The organism is Rania fehmarnensis, from assembly GCF_056494185.1.
In genome coordinates this window covers 3,551,824-3,571,318 of sequence record NZ_CM151398.1, presented here as the reverse complement: position 1 = coordinate 3,571,318, position 19,495 = coordinate 3,551,824, and the positions used below count along the sequence as shown (strand labels likewise).

The 19,495-nt window shown below is 54.7% G+C and carries 14 protein-coding genes; 6 read left to right on the top strand and 8 right to left on the bottom strand.

The features are described 5' to 3' along the window. Positions 1-6: 6 nt before the first annotated feature. The 3 genes from SH573x_RS12085 to SH573x_RS12075 are packed head-to-tail and all read left to right on the top strand — an operon-like array spanning position 7 to position 3,757. Positions 7-834: a CheR family methyltransferase gene (locus tag SH573x_RS12085; protein ID WP_479355339.1), complete on the top strand. Its 828-nt coding sequence runs from the start codon at positions 7-9 to the stop codon at positions 832-834. Beyond that, positions 834-1,433 carry a chemotaxis protein CheB gene (locus SH573x_RS12080; RefSeq protein ID WP_479355337.1) on the top strand — a complete coding sequence of 200 codons (600 nt, stop codon included), beginning with the start codon at positions 834-836 and terminating at the stop codon, positions 1,431-1,433. The genes SH573x_RS12085 and SH573x_RS12080 overlap by 1 nt, the downstream gene beginning before the upstream one ends. Before the next feature lie 29 nt (positions 1,434-1,462). Then, positions 1,463-3,757, top strand: a complete 2,295-nt coding sequence (locus tag SH573x_RS12075; protein WP_479355335.1) for a response regulator — start codon at positions 1,463-1,465, stop codon at positions 3,755-3,757. Between the two features lie 127 nt (positions 3,758-3,884). Here the strand turns inward: SH573x_RS12075 and SH573x_RS12070 are convergent, their stop codons facing one another. The 3 genes from SH573x_RS12070 to SH573x_RS12060 form a co-directional block, all read right to left on the bottom strand. Next, complete coding sequence (locus SH573x_RS12070) at positions 3,885-4,481, bottom strand: secretin GspD/PilQ domain-containing protein (RefSeq protein WP_479355333.1); 597 nt, start codon at positions 4,479-4,481, stop codon at positions 3,885-3,887. A gap of 48 nt (positions 4,482-4,529) precedes the next feature. Further along, positions 4,530-6,239: an HAD family hydrolase gene (locus tag SH573x_RS12065; RefSeq protein ID WP_479355331.1), complete on the bottom strand. Its 1,710-nt coding sequence runs from the start codon at positions 6,237-6,239 to the stop codon at positions 4,530-4,532. Positions 6,240-6,544: 305 nt separating this feature from the next. Then, a complete protein-coding gene (locus tag SH573x_RS12060; RefSeq protein WP_479355330.1) occupies positions 6,545-6,895 on the bottom strand; it encodes a hypothetical protein in 351 nt (116 codons plus the stop codon). 313 nt (positions 6,896-7,208) lie between these two features. Between SH573x_RS12060 and SH573x_RS12055 the strand changes: the two genes are divergently transcribed. After that, positions 7,209-8,390 (top strand): hypothetical protein, encoded by a 1,182-nt coding sequence (locus SH573x_RS12055; RefSeq protein WP_479355328.1) that lies wholly within the window; start codon positions 7,209-7,211, stop codon positions 8,388-8,390. A gap of 204 nt (positions 8,391-8,594) precedes the next feature. On the opposite strand, the gene SH573x_RS12050 is transcribed toward SH573x_RS12055, so the two are convergent. After that, positions 8,595-9,155, bottom strand: a complete 561-nt coding sequence (locus tag SH573x_RS12050; protein WP_479355326.1) for a GyrI-like domain-containing protein — start codon at positions 9,153-9,155, stop codon at positions 8,595-8,597. Between the two features lie 34 nt (positions 9,156-9,189). Beyond that, positions 9,190-9,519, bottom strand: a complete 330-nt coding sequence (locus SH573x_RS12045) for a YciI family protein (RefSeq protein WP_479356717.1) — start codon at positions 9,517-9,519, stop codon at positions 9,190-9,192. A gap of 132 nt (positions 9,520-9,651) precedes the next feature. Between SH573x_RS12045 and SH573x_RS12040 the strand changes: the two genes are divergently transcribed. Further along, positions 9,652-12,885 carry a DUF1553 domain-containing protein gene (locus SH573x_RS12040; protein WP_479355325.1) on the top strand — a complete coding sequence of 1,078 codons (3,234 nt, stop codon included), beginning with the start codon at positions 9,652-9,654 and terminating at the stop codon, positions 12,883-12,885. Further along, positions 12,882-14,357 (top strand): DUF1501 domain-containing protein, encoded by a 1,476-nt coding sequence (locus SH573x_RS12035; protein WP_479355323.1) that lies wholly within the window; start codon positions 12,882-12,884, stop codon positions 14,355-14,357. Before SH573x_RS12040 ends, SH573x_RS12035 begins: the two co-directional genes overlap by 4 nt. Positions 14,358-14,942: 585 nt before the next feature. On the opposite strand, the gene SH573x_RS12030 is transcribed toward SH573x_RS12035, so the two are convergent. The 3 genes from SH573x_RS12030 to SH573x_RS12020 all read right to left on the bottom strand — a co-directional run bounded on the left by SH573x_RS12030 (position 14,943) and on the right by SH573x_RS12020 (position 19,462). After that, positions 14,943-15,992, bottom strand: coding sequence for a prenyltransferase/squalene oxidase repeat-containing protein (locus tag SH573x_RS12030; protein WP_479355321.1), 1,050 nt, complete (start codon positions 15,990-15,992; stop codon positions 14,943-14,945). Positions 15,993-16,224: 232 nt separating this feature from the next. Further along, complete coding sequence (locus tag SH573x_RS12025) at positions 16,225-17,859, bottom strand: amidohydrolase (RefSeq protein ID WP_479355320.1); 1,635 nt, start codon at positions 17,857-17,859, stop codon at positions 16,225-16,227. A 490-nt stretch (positions 17,860-18,349) separates the two neighbouring features. Next, on the bottom strand, positions 18,350-19,462 hold the full coding sequence (locus tag SH573x_RS12020; RefSeq protein ID WP_479355319.1) for a Gfo/Idh/MocA family protein: 1,113 nt from the start codon (positions 19,460-19,462) through the stop codon (positions 18,350-18,352). Positions 19,463-19,495 lie beyond the last annotated feature (33 nt).

The window sequence follows — 19,495 nt, the reverse complement described above, 5'->3', positions numbered from 1 at the left end:
CAGACAATGGCGAGGGATACCGAAGAGATCGAGATTCACCTGCTCCTAGAGGCGATATTCCAAAGATATCACTACGACTTTCGCAGCTATGCCATGGCTTCGCTCAAGCGCCGGCTGAAGCAAGCGTTGGAGAGATTTGGGTGTGCCAGCTATTCCGGTTTACAAGAGCGACTCCTCCGCGATCAATCGCTCTTCAGTGAGCTGCTGTCTTATTTGACCGTGCAAGTCAGCGAGATGTTTCGCGATCCGATCTACTTCCGGGAGTTGCGGGATAAGGTTGTGCCGCTGTTGCGAACCTATCCATCGATCAAGGTTTGGATCGCTGGCTGCAGCGCGGGCGAGGAAGTCTACTCGCTAGCCATTTTGTTTCGGGAAGAGGGGCTGGAATCTCGAACCATTTTCTATGCGACTGATATCAACTCGCATTCATTGGAACAGGCACGCTTGGGCATTTACTCGCTGGATCGGCTGGCTGGATTCAGTGCTAACTATCAACACTACGGGGGCCGAGCGTCGCTGAGCGACTACTATACGGCGGCCTACGGTGGCGCCCGGTTCGATCCCAACTTGCGAAAGAACGTAGTGTTCTCCGATCATAGCCTGGTAACCGATAGTGTATTTGCGGAGGTGCAATTCATTTCCTGTCGCAATGTGCTAATCTATTTCGATCGCCCACTGCAGAGTCGCGTGATCGGGTTGTTTAAAGACTCGCTGGCGCGTCGTGGTTTTCTCGGATTAGGCAGCAAGGAAAGCCTGCGATTTTCTGATCACGCAGATTCGTTCGAGGAATTCTCTAAACCATCGAGGATCTACCAAAAGGCGGGCAGTTCGTAATGGATGCTCAAGTCGATGTGATCCTCGGCAAGCTGCGTACGCAAAACGTGCAACTGGTGTGTATCGGCGCATCGGCCGGGGCCATCGAATTGCTGATGAAGTTGTTGCCCGCCATACCCAGTCAGTCGAAACTGGCGATAGCCGTGCTGGTGCATCTGCCAGCGGACCGAGAGAGTTTGTTAGTTTCGCTGTTTCAAGCTCGCTGCAGCCTGCCAGTTGAAGAGGCCATCGACAAGCTGCCCATTGTCCCAACGCATATTTACTTTGCCCCACCTGCCTACCACTTGTTGATTGAACGCAATTTGCAGTTTTCGCTCTCGACCGACGCAGCGGTTCACTACTCACGACCATCGATCGATGTCCTATTCGAATCGGCCGCCGATGCGTTAGGTCCTCAAGTCTTGGGAATCGTTTTGACAGGTGCCAATCAAGACGGCGCCAGTGGACTGCGGGCGATCTATGACGAAGGGGGCCTGGCTGCGGTGCAGCGGCCTTGCGAAGCCGAAGCGGCCATGATGCCCGAAAGCGCCTTGGCCAAGTGCCCAGCTGCTTTCTCGTTGTCGATGCGCGAGTTGGCTGAATTATTCCAGAGCTTCTGATTGTTATTGCAAGAACACGCTGAGTCGATATGGATGTTATAAAACTATTACTGGTCGACGATCTCGAAGAGAACCTCATGGCGCTGGAGGCAGTACTCCGCCGAGAAGGTATTGAGTTGATCCAGGCACGCTCCGGCAGCCATGCGCTGGAGTTACTTCTCAAACACGATTTCGCCCTGGCGATCATCGATGTCCATATGCCCGATATTACCGGGTTTGAATTGGCCGAGATCATGCGAGGCACGGAACGCACCCGACGAATTCCGATCATTTTTTTGACTGCGGGCGTCCCCGATCACAGTCGGCAGTTTCGAGGTTATGAATCCGGCGCTGTCGATTTTCTGTACAAACCCTTTGACCCCCAAATTCTGGTTTCGAAAGTCAATGTCTTTATCGAACTGGCCAGGCAACGCCAGGAGATCGTGCGGCAGCGCGATGCGATCCACGATAGTGAAGAACGTTTGCGAATCGCCTTGGAAACAGCGGAACTATCGCTCTGGGATTGGGACTTGGCTGACGACCAAATCTCGTGGCCCCAGCAAGCGGCGGTCACGCGTGACGCCTCATCTTGTTGCGTGTCATCGGCCACTAGCTTCTTTGAACTGATTCACCACCATGATGTGCTGAATGTCAAACGCGCGATCGCCGAGTGTCTGGATGCAGGCGAGCGATTGCGTTGCGAGTTTCGCATCATGCGTGCCGACGGTACCGTACGCTGGGTACTGTGGATGGCCAAGCTGGAACGCAATGCCCAAGGCCAGCCTCTTCGGATGATGGGTGTGCAACGCGACATCACCGCCGAGAAAGCTGCGGAAGAGGAGTTGCGAAGTCTCTCCGATAACTCGCCGAATGTCATCGCCCGCTTCGATCGAAAACTACGCCATGTGTTTGTCAGTCGCTCCATTGAACTGATCACGGGCCTCAAGGCTAGCGTCTTTCTAGGCAAGACCAACCGTCAACTCGACATGCCTCCGGATCTATGCGACCTTTGGGATTCCGCGTTAGAACGAGTATTCGCGACCGGCAAACCTCAAACGGTTCAATTCAGCTATGAATCGATCGTCGGGCCTCTGCGCTTACAGTCGCATTTGGTGGCCGAAGTCGATCACTCCGGTTCAGTCGACTATGTATTGTGCGTCACTCGCGACACAACCGCGGAATGGAAGGCCATCAAGGATTTGGAACAAGCCAAGCTGTCAGCCGAATCGGCGAACGCAGCCAAGGACCGCTTTCTGGCAGTCCTCAGTCATGAACTCCGCAATCCCTTGGCACCAATTCGCATGTTGACCACGCTATGGGAGATGGAAAAGAAGCTACCGGCCGAGTATAGCGAAGGGCTCGACATGATTCGCCGCAATGTCGATCTGGAATGTCGACTAATCGACGATATGCTCGATATCAACCGTATCGCCCAAGGCAAGCTCGAGTTGAAGTACGAGACGGTCGATGTGATCGATCTGATTCGAAATGTCATTCAAATTATCGAGCCAGATTATCAACGCAAACGTATTCGCTTTGAGTTTCGCAACCAGGCCGATGCAAGCACGGTCCACGCCGACGCAGCTCGCATTCAGCAAGTATTCTGGAACTTGCTCAATAACGCAGTTAAGTTTACACCCAAAGATGGCCGCATCGAACTGACGGCCCAAAACACTTCAGATGGTATGTTGCGTGTGAGCGTGGCTGACTCCGGCATCGGTATCCAACCTGATCTACTGCCAGTTATATTTGATGCCTTTGAACAAGGTGGTCAGTCGATCACGCGCCAGTTCGGCGGCTTGGGCCTAGGGCTGGCCATCAGCAAAGCGATCGCAGAATTGCATGAAGGTAAGCTATCGGTCGTAAGTGCCGGACATCAGCAAGGAGCCACATTTACCTTGGAATTGGCTACGACCAAGAGCTCAGATAGCGCGACGAACGTGCATCCGCGCAGCAACTTGATTGCAGCGCCAGGTTCGGCTAAGCGCCTGAACATCCTACTGGTCGAGGACCAGCGGGCTTTCGCCAAGCTGACCGAAAAACTGTTACAAAAAATCGGTCACACCGTTACAGTCGCCGGATCGATTGCCGAAGCGTGTCGCTCCTGGCATGACGGTCAATTCGATCTGATCATTAGCGACTTTGGATTGCCCGATGGCGATGGTAGTCAACTGCTCAAGCACATCGCCCCGACAGTCGATGTACCCGCCATCGCGCTAACCGGCTTCGGAATGGAAGAAGACATCCGCCGCGCGATCGACTCCGGTTACAGCTTGCACTTAACCAAGCCTGTAAGCTTTGAGCAATTGATTTCGGCCATCGATCGATCCATGATAGTCACCTGAGGCAAGATATTTGGCGAACCTAAGTAGCCACCGCTGCCAAGCGGTGGATTTCATCGTCACAAGAGTCCAGCGTCTGGCGACGGTGGCTACGAAGCGACAGTGGCTACGAAGTGCGCTGTCCAACTAACTATTTGACTTCGCGAATGGTGGCGACCAGGTAACTACTATCATCAGCCGACGAACCGCTGACCAAAGTTGGAGTCCCTGGTTTCAATTGCAGCTCAGTGGTGATATTAAACGTGGTGACCTCAGGTGGGTCGTCTTCCGATTCGACGTCTTTGACTCGCGCTGCCTCGTATTTGAGCGTCATGTGGACCAGTGAATCACTGATTGGCCGGGGTGACACTTGCACCATCGTACCGACCTGCATGTCGCGCATATTCTTGGTTTTGCCAAATTGCGATTGCGTAACGCCCATGACTATGTGCACTGTTTTTCCGACGGAAACCGTAGAACGAACGCCCGAGACGGCTGTCAGGCGCATCGACTCCAGACGCTGAATGCGATCGGTTTTCTCTTGCAGCAGTTTCAAAATCGCGGCGGAGGACAGTTCGGTATCGGCTTCTTCCTTTAGCGAAAATTCTACCAAGTCAAGTTGATATACCACCTGAGGCGAATCACTAGTCTCTTTAGTGTTTTGAACGCCAGCAGGCGACTCTTCTTGTGCAGATAGCAGTGACGCGCAGAGCAAGACGACGCAAACTGGAAGACAGCAGTGGCGCATGGTAAGAGTCCTGGTTGCAGGGAAGGGTGATAGAAACTTAATCCTCATCTAGGCTTGCGGGTCGAACCGTTTTCGAATTTCTTCATAGATGGCTTCACGACTCGCATCGGCTGATAGCGCTGTATTGCTTTCAATACCGTAAGCGATTTCAGCCAGTTCCTTGTCCTTGATGATACCCGAAAACCACTGTGAGTAGTCGTGATTTTCTCGATGAAACTCCCACGTTCCGTCATCGATGCCTTCGCCGATCTGCATAAAGATCTTTAAGTTTTGAGCTTCCAGCTGCAGTTTTCTATCTGGGCCGCGGAACACGAATCGCTGCGGCTCGTCCATATCGCCGTCAAAGTAGCTGTGCTTATGACGCTGGGAATCGCTTTTTGAAACCATGCGTTTGAACCAGGCGGGCTGGTCCTCTCCACGGCGCCAGGCCACCGCATATTCACCTGGTTCTCCGCGAGGTGTGGTTATACCCTCACACGAACGCTCTAGCAGTTGACAACACTGCTGCAGGGCATCCTGGGGGTCAGCAGCGATGGAAACCACCGTGTCAACGCTTCGCATAATCACGCTGGAGAGCCGTTCGTGATAGGCACTGATGAACATAACTCCGCGCAATTGATGAGCCGACCAATTCTCGGCTGGTTGCCATTGGCTCGGTGCAGCATAATGAGCTTCGTCGACAATGATCCAGTGTGGTCGGCCTTTCTGACTGCGCATTGAAGAGAGCTCGTGCAGTAGCCGATCGAAGTACTTGGGGCGCTCGTCTTCTGATACGCGGAAGAAGCTAACTACGAAGTGACCCGAAGGTTGGTCCAGAATCCGCATGACCTCTTCGATCTCCGGTGGTCGATCACCAGTGCCCAGGACGATGGAGCCTTCGATGTTTTGGTAGTCGCCTTCTGGATCGAGGATGACGCTCTGGGCGCCACGCTCGCTCAGTTGCTCAACGAAGCTCATCGCAAACTTGCTCTTGCCGCCACCCGAGCCGCCGGTAACCAAAACACTTTCGGCAAACAAATCGATGGTAAATTCCTGACCATCCAGTTGATGACCTATCACCAGTCTCCGCTTCTCCTGCGCATCCAAGCGAACCAAATCGTTGTCGATGATCTCTTCGATTAGTTCTTGAACGCCCGCTCCACGCGGACTGCGCGTAACGACATCCGCCACTTCCTTGACCGTATCGAGCGCATTTTCAACGGCCGCCGACACGCCGCAATACTTCAGCATGGCCAGATCATTCTCAGCATCACCCACGGCCACTGTATTCAGCGATGAGATTCCCAGTTCGTCTAAAGCGCACTTCAGCCCTGCCGCCTTATTGACTCCGGTAGGCAGAATCATCACCGCATCTTTATTGAAGATGATTTGCAGATCAAGATTCAAGCGGCGAATGACTTCCAGCGATTCGATCTCATGCGGTTGCCAGGTGGCCACAATCGCATGACCTGTTTCAACGCGTTGCACACCGAATTCAGCTAGCTGCTGCGTGAACTCTGGTGGAACCGGATCGCACAGCACACGCACTTCACCATCCGCAGGATTGAACAGCACCGCGCCGTTTTCAGCGATAACCAAATTGAAAAGCTTGATAGCAGGGAAAAGCTCCTGCAACGGTTCCAGCCGGCGTCCGGTAACCAGTACCAATTGACGACCAGTAGATTTCAAGCGCTTCAGCGCTTCGACAGTTTGGTCATCGACCAATCCATCATGGGCCAGCGTACCATCATAATCGACGGCCAAGGCATGGAAGTTCAAGGTGCACATCCTTCAAGGACAGTGGTAGCGCTCGGAATCTCAATAGATTCACCTAAGTGCAAACACTGTTCCTGTCGCTTTTAACGCCGACGTCCGACGCTAACTGTCACCTCTCCCGCGCAGCGGGGGAGGTCGCCGACGCGGCGTTTAGCCGTCGTCGGCGGGAGGGGGCACAGCGCCATGCAAGACTCCTGCGGTAATAACCACCTTCACCGCCAAGACCCCTCCCGAATCTCGCAAAGCCTCGATTCGACCTCCCCAAGGCGAAGCCTTGGAGAGGTGACTGTCGCAAGACTCCTGCGGTACTAACCGCAGCGCCGATCGGCTTGATCTTCTGTCAGTGCATAAGACGACGGTGAACTCTCAGGCTCTGCGGAAGTTACTGACAATCCGCCCACTAATCTACCGATGCGCTTGAGATCTTGTACCAATCTGTCACTGGGAGAATGAATACATTGCCGAACATCAGCGTAGTCAAACTCATACAACGCGTCATCAATGCGCAAGAACGCAATGGCATGGGCGTCATCGTAAGCCAAGAAGGCCAGGCCTTCAGACTTGAGACTCATTAACCAATAGACAACTTCCCGGCTCATAGAACGTTTAGCCTGGTGAGCCGATGGATAGGTGGGATATTTGTCAAGCAGTTGCAGCATACCGGCCCATGACACTGCCCGTGCATTTTAGCAGATCCAGTATTAAAAAGTCCAGTACGTTCGAGCGCTCTGAGTGGCCCTGGAGAGCCGCTCTACGTCGAGCCATCTGTAACACAAGTCATTAGCTTAGATGAATGTTTCGTTAGAGAGTTTGAGCGCCCCAGGAGAGCCGCTCTACATAGAGCGTCACATTTTGCCCGATCGACATGGGGTAACTTCTGGCGTAATGCATCAGGAGTGAAAGTCGGACGACCGATGGATAACTTAATCCGACTTTCGGCTTTTCAATCCATTGGTATCACAGGAATCCGGCATGGCGTTTCTCTCCGGTAGCGTAGGCTTTGAGCGATTTAAGGTCACTGGAGTAGACTTCAAACATTTCAAGGATGAACACATCGAGATTCTCGGCCGGCATGCGGCTGGTCCGGCCAATGCCGCCGGCGCTGAATCCGTTACCACCGGCTTTATTGGCGGTGACCACCTATTCGATAATATCTTCGACATCGATAAGAACGTAATCGACAACGCCCTACACTGCGCGATCCGGGTCGATACGAATCAAGTCCCTTCGGCTATCAAAAAGGCTTGGATGCAGATCGAACTGCTCGCGTTGGCCAAAGACAACACCAGCGGTCGCCCCACCAAGGCTCAACGTCAAGAAGCTAAAGAATCCGTGGAAGCTCGCTGCGAAGAAGAAGCTCGATCGGGCAAGTATCACAAGATGTCCGAGTTTCCAATCCTGTGGGATGCTACTGAGCAATTACTGTACATCGGCAGTTCGAGCAGTTCAGCGATTACGCAAACCGCGGACCTCTTGTCGCGCGCCTTTGAGCTGGAATTGTCACGCGTATCCGCAGGCACACTCGTCAACGATTGGGCGGACCAGAACGACAAGCGCTCGATGCTGGATGATCTCTCGCCCTCCCAATTCCACCCAGACTACGCGCCGGCCGATAGCGTGTGGCTGAACGAGTTCGCCGAAAGCTATGACTATCTCGGCAACGAGTTCATGATGTGGCTGTGGTGGTACTTGGATACACAATCCGACACTATTGAACTGGCCGACAATTCCGAAGTCACCGCCATGTTCGCCCGCTCGTTATCGTTGGAATGCCCACTTGGGGAGACTGGCAAAGAATCGATCTCGTCAGAATGCCCCACCAGGTTACCCGAAGCTCTGCAGGCCATTCGCACCGGCAAAATGCCACGCAAAGCCGGACTGACTCTCGTCCGTCACAACCAGCAGTTCGATTTGACCTTGCAAGCCGAGACGTTCGGTATCTCCGGTGCCAAGATCCAAGCCGATGAAGCCGAGGACATCCACGAGATGCGCACCAATCGCATCGATTCAATCCGCAACTTGGGTCAAACCGTCGACCTGCTTTTCAAAGCGTTCTGTGATCGTCGCATCAACAAGAAGTGGACTAACGAAGTTGAACAACTGAGCCGCTGGCTACAAGGCGACGTCAACAAGAGCAAGAAGCCCGCCGCCTAACTACGTAGCTGATCTCGCCAGAGATTGGCTCTGCCTCCGTGGCTGATCTCGCCAGAGATTGGCCCGGCCTCCGTGGCTGATCTCGCCAGAGATTGGCCCGGCCTCCGTGGCTGATCTCGCCAGAGATTGGCTCTGCCTGAAACGTCCGGCGCCCAGTGCATGTTGAGTCGCTACACTGGGTGCGCCTCGCCTGGCGGCTACGGGTTAAACGACAATAGACGACTCACCGGCTATGGGCAACCAGATTTCGATGGTGCCCAAGCCGGTTTGCGGGTTGAAGTCTGCGCCATAATATTCAAAGCACGGCGCGTCGAGCAGTTCGACTTCGGCTGTGGGTACCCAGTTGGCGTAGATGGCGCACATCGTTTGGAACATCTGGGATACAGGTCCGCGATGCGTAAAGACGACGTACTGGCTGGCTGGCAACACTACCAATGTTAAGTCATCGGGCACGGCTGCATCGGAGCTGACGGCTACTCCAGCCAGGTAATAAAAACCTCGGCCTTTGTTGTTGTTGCGAATGACGCCATAGGTTTGATGACCGCTCTGATGCGGTACATCGCCAATCCACTTCGCAAAGCGCTGCCACAACATAGGAATGTCAGGCCGCGTTTCCGCTGTGAAGTGTTTGGCGAGCCCCACGATCATCAACTCACCGCAGCTTTCCACACGTGGTGCCTGGAGTTCGGGCAACTGCGGCGCAGCTGGTGGCGAACTCGGCGTCGAACTCTGTGGCAAACTTTCTGGCGAACTCTCACTCATCATCGCACTCTGCGGTCTTATTAGCGTGTTTGTACTTCTAGGCCTCTGGCAGGTTCGGCAATTCCAAAACGGGTCGAACTTCGACGGTACCTTTGCGAGCACCCGGAATACGACTGGCAATTTCGATCGCCTGGTCCAGGTCACGAGCTTCGATCAAAAAGTAGCCGCCCAATTGTTCGCGTGTCTCCGCAAATGGACCGTCGGTCACCAAGCGTTTGCCTTCGCGTACGCGTACACTAGTGGCCGTAGCCACCGATTGTAAAGGCGACGCAGCCAGATAATGCTGCTTGGCCGCCAAATCGTGTGCTAATTGTGTCGATTCGGTCCTGTATTGTCTCCTTTCGCTCCGCGAAAGGCCGTGTGCCAATTGCGATAACAACCACAACCAGAATCCTTTTGCGGAGCAAAAGTAGACTCTGGTCGGTTATAATCAATTGCGGCGTCCTACCCACCGTTGCTTCCAGTTCAGCACCCCACCGGCCACCGATACCCCCGAGCCATGCGTCACCCATTGTCGACTATTCTGGCCTCCGCGTGTTGGCTGATGTGCCAGTTCGCCTGGGCAGAGGACCCGGTTGATTTCGTGCGCGACGTGCAACCGATCTTCCAGCAACACTGCGTCCAGTGCCATGGCGCAGACAAAGACGAATCAGGCTTGCGTCTGGATATCAAGGCCAAGGCGCTAGTCGGTGGCGATAACCGCGGGCCCGACATTGTGCCCGGCGAGCCTCACAATAGCCCGCTGATCGAACTGGTCGTTTCGACCAATAGCGACGAACGTATGCCGCCAGAGGGTCCTGGCCTCAGTGCTTCCGAGATCGATATTCTGAAACGCTGGATTGCGCAGGGAGCCAACTGGCCCGATGGAGTTGATCTGGCGCAATTAAAAGACCTACGCGATCATTGGTCGTTTAAGCCTTTGGCCGTTGATGGAGCCCAAAGTTCGATCGATCGATTCATCGATCAGCGTTTGGCGGCCGCTGGCCTGCAACGCGCCCCGCCTGCGCTGCCGGTTGCCTGGCAACGACGCGTATCCTTCGATCTGGTTGGCTTGCCACCAACACCCGAAGAAGTCCGCGACTTTCTGAACAGCCTGGATGCAGGGGCAGGTGAAGAAGCGTACACGGCCGTGGTGGAACGTTTGCTCTCATCGCCACGCTATGGCGAGCGCTGGGCGCAGCATTGGCTGGACGTTGTGCGCTATGCTGACACGCATGGATTCGAAGTTAACACCGAACGCCCCTATGCCTGGCCTTATCGCGATTATGTCATCGATGCCTTTAACGAAGATCGACCCTACGATCGCTTTATACAAGAACAGATCGTCGGTGATGCGCTGGGGCAAGACGCAGCGACCGGTTTCTTAATCACCGCCTCAGTCTTGCTGCCTGGCCAAATCGGTAAAGACGCACCATCCATTCGTTTAGCGCGCCAAGATGCGCTGGATGAAATCGTTAACAACATTGGTCAGACTTTCTTGGGACTGAGCATTGGCTGCGCCCGCTGCCATGATCACAAGTTCGATCCTATCTCCAGTCGCGACTATTATGCGATGCAAGCCTTTGTGGCGGGTGTCGAATACGAAGATCGCGAAATGCGCACGCCCCAGGCCGAAGCACGCAAGCAGCAAGCGATCCCGCTGCGCGCGCAGGTCAGTCAGATCGATCGCCAGCTGCTTAGCTACGTGCCCATCGCCAGCCCGGGATCAACACAAGTTGCTACCGATCCCAAAGGCAACGACGAGACGTTTGAGCCGCTGTTGGCCAAGTTCGTGCGCTTTACGATTCATGACGCCAATCTACATCCATCGCTGGGCTTGATCGAACCATGCATCGACGAATTGGAGATCTTCACTCGACAAGAGCCATCGCGCAATGTGGCCTTGGCCTCTCAAGGCACGAAGGTCACGGCTTCGGGCAGCCGCACTTCCGACATTCACAAACTCGAACACGTCAACGATGGTCAACTCGGCAACGCCCGGAGCTGGATGTCCGACACCGCGGGTCGAGGTTGGTTACTATTCGAACTGCCTGCAGCCACCGAGATTAATCGCATCGTGTGGAGTCGTGATCGGCTGGGTGAATTGGGTGACCGCTTGCCAACGGCTTACCGTATCGAAGCCGGACTGACTCTTGACCAACTAACCACCCTCCGTGATGTACCTCCAGTTCGTCCGGCGGTCAATCGGCGACTAACTACCGATCGCATCCAACCGACGCTGGCCCGTCGTTTGCGATTCAAGATACTTTCGACCAACAGCCTCGAACCGTGTATCGATGAGTTAGAAGTCTTTACCAACGATGGCCGCAATGTAGCGCTAGCCAGTGCTGGCACGATCACCAAAACTTCGGGTGACATTTTGTCCGAGGATCGGCATAATCCAGCCTTCATCAATGATGGAGTTTATGGAAACTCGCGAAGTTGGTTAGGCAATCAGCCGGGGGGAGGTTGGGTCGAATTGACCTTTGCCCAGCCGCATGAAGTGGATCGCATCTTGTGGAGTCGCGATCGCGATGGCCCATACGAAGATCGTTTGGCGACCGACTATACCATCGAAATCTCAGCGGAAGACTCAAGCGATGATTGGCAACTGGTAGCCGATAGTTCAGACCGGCGCAAGTGGATCGCGGGCATGGATCTTGGTCCTCAGTTTGTCCTGGGCGGCCTGACCCCTGATGAAACATCCCGCGCCACGCAACTATTGAATGAAAAGAAGAAACTCGAAGCTCAAATCAAATCGCTCGAGGCCGGCCAATTGGCGTTCGCAGGTAAATTCCGAGCGCCCGATGAAATCTACCTGCTCAAACGTGGTGATCCCGAACAGCCTGGGCCAATTGTAGCTGCGGCTACACCTGGTTCGTTCGAGCCGCCGGTCACGGTCGAATCTTCCGACGAACAAGCCCGCCGCACAGCCTTGGCCAAGTGGATCGCCAGTGACGCCAATCCACTTACAGCACGCGTTATGGTCAACCGCATCTGGCAAGGCCATTTCGGTTCAGGAATAGTTGATACATCAAGTGATTTTGGGCACAGCGGTACACCACCCACTCATCCTGAACTGCTCGATTGGCTGGCGACACAATTTATTCAGTCGGGCTGGAGCGTCAAGAGCATGCATCGGCTGATCGTGATGTCTGGCACGTATCGCCAAGCTTCGCATGTCGAGAACTCGGGCGCAGCGCAACAGGATGCCGATGTGAGATTGCTGTGGCGGTACCCGGCCCGGCGATTGGAGGCGGAAGTCATTCGCGATTCCATTCTGTCGATCTGTGGTCAACTGAATACACAAATGTATGGCAGCGGTTTCGATTTGTTTGATCGGCGCGGTGGTTTAAGTGGTTTTAAGCCGGTCGAGTCTTTTCAAGGCGATGGGCTTCGCCGAATGATCTACGCACATAAAGTACGGCGCGAGCGCGAAGCAGTATTTGGAGCCTTCGATTGTCCTGATGCTGGTCAGAGTACTTCACGGCGGCGCGAATCGACTACGCCCATTCAAGCTCTCAATCTCTTCAATAGCGTCTTTGTGCTCGAACAGTCTGCTGCGATGGCCGAGCGGCTGCGCAGTATATCTGCAGACTTGCACAGTCAAATCGAACTGGCCTATCAACTGACTTTCTCGCGCAGCCCTACGCCCGACGAACTGGACGATGCCACGACTGCCTGCCAACAATTTGGTTTAGAGCCCTTGTGTCGCGCGCTGCTCAATAGTAACGAGGCCTTGTTTGTGCCATGAAAAGACAGCCCCACTTGCTCTCGCTAGCTGGCCATCAACTGCTCGATCGCCGTCAATTCTTGAATAATAGTGCCACCGCCCTTGGGTCGATCGCATTAACCAGTTTGATGCACAGCGATGGTGTGCTGGCTAGCGATAAGTCGACACCACAGATCGACCCAGCTCAACCCTACGCGCCGCGTCCAGCTCACTTTCCAGCCAAAGCCAAGAATGTGGTGGTTATCTTTTGCGCTGGCGCAGTCAGTCAATTGGAAACCTGGGATTACAAACCGGAGCTGATCAAGTGGGATGACAAACCTTTGCCCGGTGGTCCATCGGTCACGTTCCAAGGTCCGGCCGGCAATCTGGCTCGGCCCCAATACAATTTTCGGCAGCGCGGCCAGACGGGCAAATGGGTCAGCGACATGATTCCGCACATGGCGGAATTGACCGATGACATCGCGTTTGTGCATTCGTTGACCAGCAAGTCGAATACGCATGGACCAGCTGAAAACTTTTTATCAACCGGTTTTGTGCTCGATGGTTTTCCAAGTTTAGGTTCGTGGGTTACCTACGCGCTGGGTAGCGAGAATCAAGACTTGCCCGCGTACGTAGCTATCCCTGATCCGCGCGGCGTTCCGCAGAATGGATCCAACAACTGGGGACCCGGATTCTTGCCAGCTGCCTTCCAAGGTACGACGATGAGTTCGCTCGAGCCGGTGCGTCACTTGCAAGCACCCGGCGTCTCCGCCGATCTCGATCAGACTGCACGCTCGCTGTTGCAACGCATGAACCAGCGTCACCTGGCTGCCAATCCTGGCGATGGCAAATTAGCGGCTCGCATCGCCAGTTACGAACTGGCAGCCCGAATGCAGTTGAGCTTGCCAGAGTTGAATGACCTGTCGACAGAGCCCGAACATGTTTTACGCATGTATGGGGCAGATGATACCAAGAACAGTGACAAAGCGGCTTTCGCCAAGAACTGTATTTTGGCTCGTCGTTTGATCGAACGCGGCGTGCGTTTCGTGCAATTGTTCAATGGCGCGTATGCCAGCGCAGGCAAACTGAACTGGGACGGTCACAATGCACTTAAAGAACAATACGATGTGCATGCCGAAGTTCTCGATCAACCGGCCGCCGCCCTGATTCGCGATATGCGTCAGCGTGGCTTGCTGAACGATACGCTGGTTGTCTGGTGTACAGAATTTGGACGCATGCCGTTCTTTCAACGCGGCGCCAAAGGCCGTGACCACAATCCCGATGGCTTTACGTGCTGGATGACCGGTGCTGGCGTCAAGCCCGGCGTGAGCCATGGCGTCACCGACGAACTGGGCCAACGCGCCATCGAGAATATTCATCCGCTATACCACTTCAATGCCACGATCTTGCACCTGCTGGGGCTTGATTTTCATCAGTTGAGCTTTGAACACAACGGCATCGATCGCCGACTAACCAACGTCGAAGGCAAAGTCATCCGCGAGATCTTGGCATAAACCTTTGGAGTGCTGCGGCGCAGCCATAGCTTTGATGTAGAGCGGCTGTCCCCAGCCGCTCAGCACCCTCTAACCCGAGTCTCTTCAAACAACTGGTCGAGATGCACAGAGCAGTGCTTCCTTTGGAGTGCTGTGGCGTAGCCACAGCTTTGATGTAGAGCGGCTGTCCCCAGCCGCTCAGCACCCTCTAACCCGAGTCTCTTCAAACAACCGGTCGAAATGCAGAGAGCAGTGGTTCCTGTGGAGTGCTGTGGCGCAGCCACAGCTTTGATGTAGAGCGGCTGTCCCCAGCCGCTCAGCACCCTCTAACCCGAGTCTCTTCAAACAACCGGTCGAAATGCAGAGAGCAGTGGTTCCTGTGGAGTGCTGTGGCGTAGCCACAGCTTTGATGTAGAGCGGCTGTCCCCAGCCGCTCAGCACCCTCTAACCCGAGTCTCTTCAAACAACTGGTCGAGATGCACAGAGCAGTGGTCGTCCAGGCTGCGGTACAGTTGGTTATCACATCAAAGCTGTGGCTAACGCCACAGCACTCCAAAGAACGCCACAGCACTCCAAAGAACGCCACAGCACTGCAAAGAATGCCGTTCAGCGTTGATAGATCGGCAGTAGACCGTGGTCCAGCTGAAGCATGATCAAGTTGCAAGCGGTTGTGTAAGTGGCGTTGACAATGCCGTTCCATGATCCGTCGCTCGCCTGTTCCGACACGATGCGCTGGTACAAGCGATCGCGGAACGGTAGCCACTCTTGATCGCCTTGTCGGTAGACAACCTGACTGTAGTAGAGATAGGTGTAATGCCAATGACCGAACGTGGAGGCTTCGTCATTGAGCGGGTGCAATGTTTGCCGAGTGTACTTGAGCATTTCGGGCACATGCTTGCCGTCATACTGGCCAGCGTTGTACAGAGCGGCTAAAGCGGCGGCGGTGATGGCTGGTCGAGATGTGCCTTTTTGATTGCTCGAGTAGCTAATGCCGCCGTCTTCGTTCTTGCAATCGTAAATGTATTTGATCGCATGTTCGATAATTTCGCCGGGAACAGCTACCCCTGCGTTGCGACACGCGCGCAATCCTTGCACTTGCGTAATAGTCGTCGAGCCCTCATCGAAGTTCTGACCATCGCGTGCGCTGACGTAGCCCCATCCGCCAGCGGGAGTTTGGGCGTTGCCACTAAACTCGACCGCTCGCTTTAGTACATCCAACAGCTCCGTGCGTCGATCTCGATCGCCTTCTTCACCCAGTACCTGGCTGAGAAAGAGCATCGAAAAACCATGGCTGTACGTGTAGTGATTGTCCTCATGAGGATCACCAATCAAACCGTTGCCGCGGCTCTTGCTGATCAGGTAGTCGCTGCAGCGCGCGACCGCCTTGGCGTAAGGTCCTTGCGTGGCGGTCGAACCGGAACAGAGCAGGGCGGTCCCAGCCAGAGCGGCGATGGCCACTGGATAAGGCGGTGCGTTCCACATTCCACGCGAAGATTGCGACCGAGCCAGATAGTCTAGCCCCGAACGAATCGCCGGTTGCCAGCTAGGCGACTGGCGACTTGCAATTTGATTCGCAGCAGCGGTTATGTTGTAACCTGTTACCACCGCAGTGGATAAAGCCAACTGTTGCAAACATTCTCGTCGGCTCAATCGCATTGTTCTTACTCGCTCGTCCTATATGTCATTTTTCAATCCCTGCACCCTAGTCTACCACGAAATCTGCCCACTCTGCAAAACACTCAGCGGACCGCGTTAGCCGCTTAGCGTTTTCTCTGCGGGCTCTGCGCACTCAGCGTTTTAAATGCATTGTTTAACGCAGAGACGCAGAGGATCGCAGAGTGGAAACCGAGGCTAACGCCGGCTAACGCCTACGGCTTAGGAACCGAGGCTAAGGGTGGATGCGTTGGCCGGCGATGTAGGTCATGACAACCTGGCAGTTCTTAATTTGGTCAGGCGGGATGCTCAGCAGGTCATGCGAGAGTACTACGAAGTCCGCTAGCTTGCCAACGCTGAGACTTCCTTTGACTCCTTCAGCGAATTCCGCTGTGGCGGAACCTAAGGTGTAAGCCGTAATCGCTTCTTCAATGCTGATCTTCTGCTGGGGCACCCAGCCGTCGGGATGTTGACCATCCAGCGTCTGACGAGTTACGGCCGCCGCGATGCCTTGAATTGGATCCAGCGGGGCCACATTCCAATCGGAACCAAAAGCCAGCGTAGCCCCCGAGTCGAGCAAGGCACGAAAGGCGTACGTCACTTGGGCTCGATCGGGACCGATCCGCTTCTCTGCCCAGCGTCCATCGTCGGCGCAATGATACGGTTGCATCGATGCGATCACTCCAGACTTGGCAAAGCGAGCGATGTCGCTCAGACGCAAGTGTTGAGCATGCTCAATCCGCGGTCGTCGATCACGCGGACCGTTGTGAGTGATCAATGTCTCATAGATGGTCAAGATGTTATCGTTGGCTCGATCACCAATGGCATGAATCATCAGTTGCAAGCCAGCGCGATCGGCAGCGAGCGCGCGCTCCAACATGGCACCCTCGGGATACATTTCGTCACTGGCCAAGCCGCTGGTGCGCGCGTCATCGGCATAAGCTTCAAAGAAGAACGCGGTGGTCGATCCCAAACTGCCATCGGCAAAGCCTTTCAGGCCACCGCGACGCAGCATGTCGTCACCCACAGCCGCTTTCAGTCCGAGCGCAGCTGACTTCTTCCACGCAGGCAACGGAGCGGCTGCATAGATGCGCGTCTTCAACTTACCCAAGCGCTGCAACTGTTGATAGATGATGATGTCGCCGTCGCCCGACATATCATGCACGCTGGTTACACCCAGCGAGGCGGCATGATTAGTAGCCGCCTCAGCGGATCTTAATCGCTCTTCGATCGAGAGTTCTGGCTGAGCGGCAAACAGCGGCGACATGGCTGCGTCCTTGACAATGCCTGTCGGTTCGCCTTGCCCATCGCGCACAATCAGCCCACCTGCCGGATCTTTGGACTCTTTGGTCACACCCGCCAACGTTAGCGCCAACGAGTTGGCCAGGCCCATATGACCATCCAAGCGGCTGATAAATACCGGGTTGTCCGGTGTTACCGCATCGATCCACTGGCGCATCGGCAACTCCGCTCCTGGCCAGTTCTCGTGATCCCAATCGCCACCGGTTATCCATTGCCCTTTAGGTGATTTGGCAGCGAACTCGGCGATACGCTGAACGAACTCAGCCGGGGTGCGGGCATCGCGCAGTTGCACACTAGAGAGCTGTTTACCACCAGACAGAAAATGCACGTGCGAATCATTGAAACCCGGAACAACCAACCGCTGCTGCGCATCGATCACTTCCGTCGCCGGCTTGCTGGTGCTGATATAAGCTCGAATCTCCTCCGTGGTACCGACCGCTATGATCTTGCCCGCTTTGATCGCCATGGCTTCAGCCAACGGACGCTGAGCATCAACCGTGAATAACTTGCCATTGATCAGCACCCGCTCCGCTGGCTCGGCCGACCAGACGCTCTGACAACAGAGCATCAGCAGAATCGCAAGGTGGCATAGGCTTATGTGGCATAGGCTTCCAGCCTGTGTCTTCCTGTGGCATAGGCTTCCAGCCTGTGTCTTCCTGTGGCATAGGCTTCCAGCCTGTGTCTTCCTGTGGCATAGGCTTCCAGCCTGTGTCTTCCTGTGGCATAGGCTTCCAGCCTGTGTCTTCCTGTGGCATAGGCTTCCAGCCTGTGAACAAAGACCACTAACACACGCCATCAGCTTGCCCCGCATTTCATCTGAGATCGCCCAGCCATTAACTGTCGGAAGGCAAGGGCTTTACCGAACCCGCCAAAAGCTTCGCATGACGTCAGTCTCCTACTCCTACTCCTACTCCTACTCGAAATATCAGGCGAGCGCGCCCATCGAGTAGGAGTAGGAGTAGGAGTAGGAGTAGGAGTAGGAGTAGGAGTAGGAGTAGGACACAGGCTAGAAGCCTATGCCACATCCCTGCTGGAAGCCTATGCCACAGTCTTACTTGTTACACCAACGTGAACTTGGGTAGCTCTACGAGCTTGCCACCTTGTTCGGTGGACTGGTGAGCGCAGATGCCGACGCAGGTCCAGTTGGCGGATTGAACGGCGTTGGGCCATGGGTCGCGATTGCCATCCAGTGCGCTCAGGAACTCGTTAACCAGATGTGGGTGCGAGCCGCCGTGGCCTCCGCCTTGAATAAACGATAAGTGATCTGCATCTTGAATCGATTGTGTGAACATGCGAATCGGTTCGGGCAGCAGATGGGCAAAGTCGGGCACTTCGATCTTGCTGGCGATCTCGGGTTCGGGTTTCTTGGCCGTGTGCAACACGTGAGGTTCGTTTTCCACCAGCGTCCACTCAAAGCTCTTCTTCGTACCGTATACGTCAAAGCTCTCGCGATACTGCCGCGCGGTATCGAACAAGAAGCGCCAAATGTGGGCCGCTACGTCGGAATCCTTGATCTTGATATGACAAGATTCAACCGCGTACTTGTTACCCGACTTCTTGGCCAGATCTTCGCGGATGGTGCCTGAACCAAAGCAACTGACATACTCAGCGCGACCATTGACCAGTCCCAGCACGGGACTGACCACGTGTGTTGCGTAGTGCATCGGAATCATGCGTTCCCAATACTCAGGCCAGCCATCCATGTCTTGCGGGTGCGAAGCGGCCATGTACTGGATCTTGCCCAATTCGCCGCTTTCATACATCTGTTTGATGAACAAGAATTCGCGGCTATACACCACGGTCTCAGCCATCATGTACTTCAGCCCGGTATCCTGAACCAGTTGGCAGATCTGCTCGCACTCGTCGATCGAGGTCGACATGGGTACGGTACACATGACGTGCTTGCCAGCCTTCAAAGCTTCGATCGACATCCAACCGTGGTCGGGTATCGGTGAATTGATATGTACAAAGTCGATATCCGGGTCCGACAAAACCTGACTGTAATCGGTATAACGTTTGGCAATCCCAAAACGATCGCCGACAGCATTCAGCTCAGTCACATTGCGACGACATATCGCTTCAACGCTACCCAACGGATGCCGCTGATAAATCGGAATGAACTCGGCGCCAAAGCCAAGACCGACCATGGCTACGCGATACTTTTTACTCATGCTTGTTTCTCCGTGGACTGGGATTGTAGGGGT

What these genes read in the sequence shown, in the direction of transcription:
- SH573x_RS12085 (WP_479355339.1), top strand. Translation starts at nt 7, where the DNA reads ATGGCGAGGGATACCGAAGAGATCGAGATTCACCTGCTCCTAGAGGCG.
- SH573x_RS12080 (WP_479355337.1), top strand. Translation starts at nt 834, where the DNA reads ATGGATGCTCAAGTCGATGTGATCCTCGGCAAGCTGCGTACGCAAAAC.
- SH573x_RS12075 (WP_479355335.1), top strand. Translation starts at nt 1,463, where the DNA reads ATGGATGTTATAAAACTATTACTGGTCGACGATCTCGAAGAGAACCTC.
- SH573x_RS12070 (WP_479355333.1), bottom strand. Translation starts at nt 4,481, where the DNA reads ATGCGCCACTGCTGTCTTCCAGTTTGCGTCGTCTTGCTCTGCGCGTCA.
- SH573x_RS12060 (WP_479355330.1), bottom strand. Translation starts at nt 6,895, where the DNA reads ATGCTGCAACTGCTTGACAAATATCCCACCTATCCATCGGCTCACCAG.
- SH573x_RS12055 (WP_479355328.1), top strand. Translation starts at nt 7,209, where the DNA reads ATGGCGTTTCTCTCCGGTAGCGTAGGCTTTGAGCGATTTAAGGTCACT.
- SH573x_RS12050 (WP_479355326.1), bottom strand. Translation starts at nt 9,155, where the DNA reads ATGATGAGTGAGAGTTCGCCAGAAAGTTTGCCACAGAGTTCGACGCCG.
- SH573x_RS12040 (WP_479355325.1), top strand. Translation starts at nt 9,652, where the DNA reads ATGCGTCACCCATTGTCGACTATTCTGGCCTCCGCGTGTTGGCTGATG.
- SH573x_RS12035 (WP_479355323.1), top strand. Translation starts at nt 12,882, where the DNA reads ATGAAAAGACAGCCCCACTTGCTCTCGCTAGCTGGCCATCAACTGCTC.
- SH573x_RS12030 (WP_479355321.1), bottom strand. Translation starts at nt 15,992, where the DNA reads ATGCGATTGAGCCGACGAGAATGTTTGCAACAGTTGGCTTTATCCACT.
- SH573x_RS12025 (WP_479355320.1), bottom strand. Translation starts at nt 17,859, where the DNA reads ATGCTCTGTTGTCAGAGCGTCTGGTCGGCCGAGCCAGCGGAGCGGGTG.
- SH573x_RS12020 (WP_479355319.1), bottom strand. Translation starts at nt 19,462, where the DNA reads ATGAGTAAAAAGTATCGCGTAGCCATGGTCGGTCTTGGCTTTGGCGCC.